This is a genomic window from Xenorhabdus entomophaga (assembly GCF_037996725.1).
Taxonomy (GTDB): domain Bacteria; phylum Pseudomonadota; class Gammaproteobacteria; order Enterobacterales; family Enterobacteriaceae; genus Xenorhabdus; species Xenorhabdus khoisanae.
The window spans coordinates 1-223 of sequence record NZ_JBBMXH010000511.1; the positions used below are offsets into that span (position 1 = coordinate 1).

At 45.3% G+C, this 223-nt stretch carries 1 protein-coding gene; it reads right to left on the minus strand.

Features of this window, described 5'->3' with window-relative positions; genetic code table 11:
• Nucleotides 1–223 (minus strand): hypothetical protein (locus AAC854_RS24890; protein ID WP_340619213.1); only part of this gene is annotated, 223 nt, incomplete at both ends.

Here is a 223-nt window from a genome sequence, read left to right on the forward strand (position 1 = left end):
CAATTTGGGTTGATTATCCATTTCCAGATAAACTTTTGTTTTCGGATCAATAGGCTGAGTACTGCTTAAGGTTGCAGCTAACTGGCCTGCATCATTGGTCATTCCTGAGGGGTCCCAGTTTAATGTTGCATGTTGATCCGGCGGGTCGATGCTCCATTTTATGTTGGGTATGGCCTGGTTTTTAATCGGCGGGTTACTTTTATCGCCATAGGTGACCGTTGCT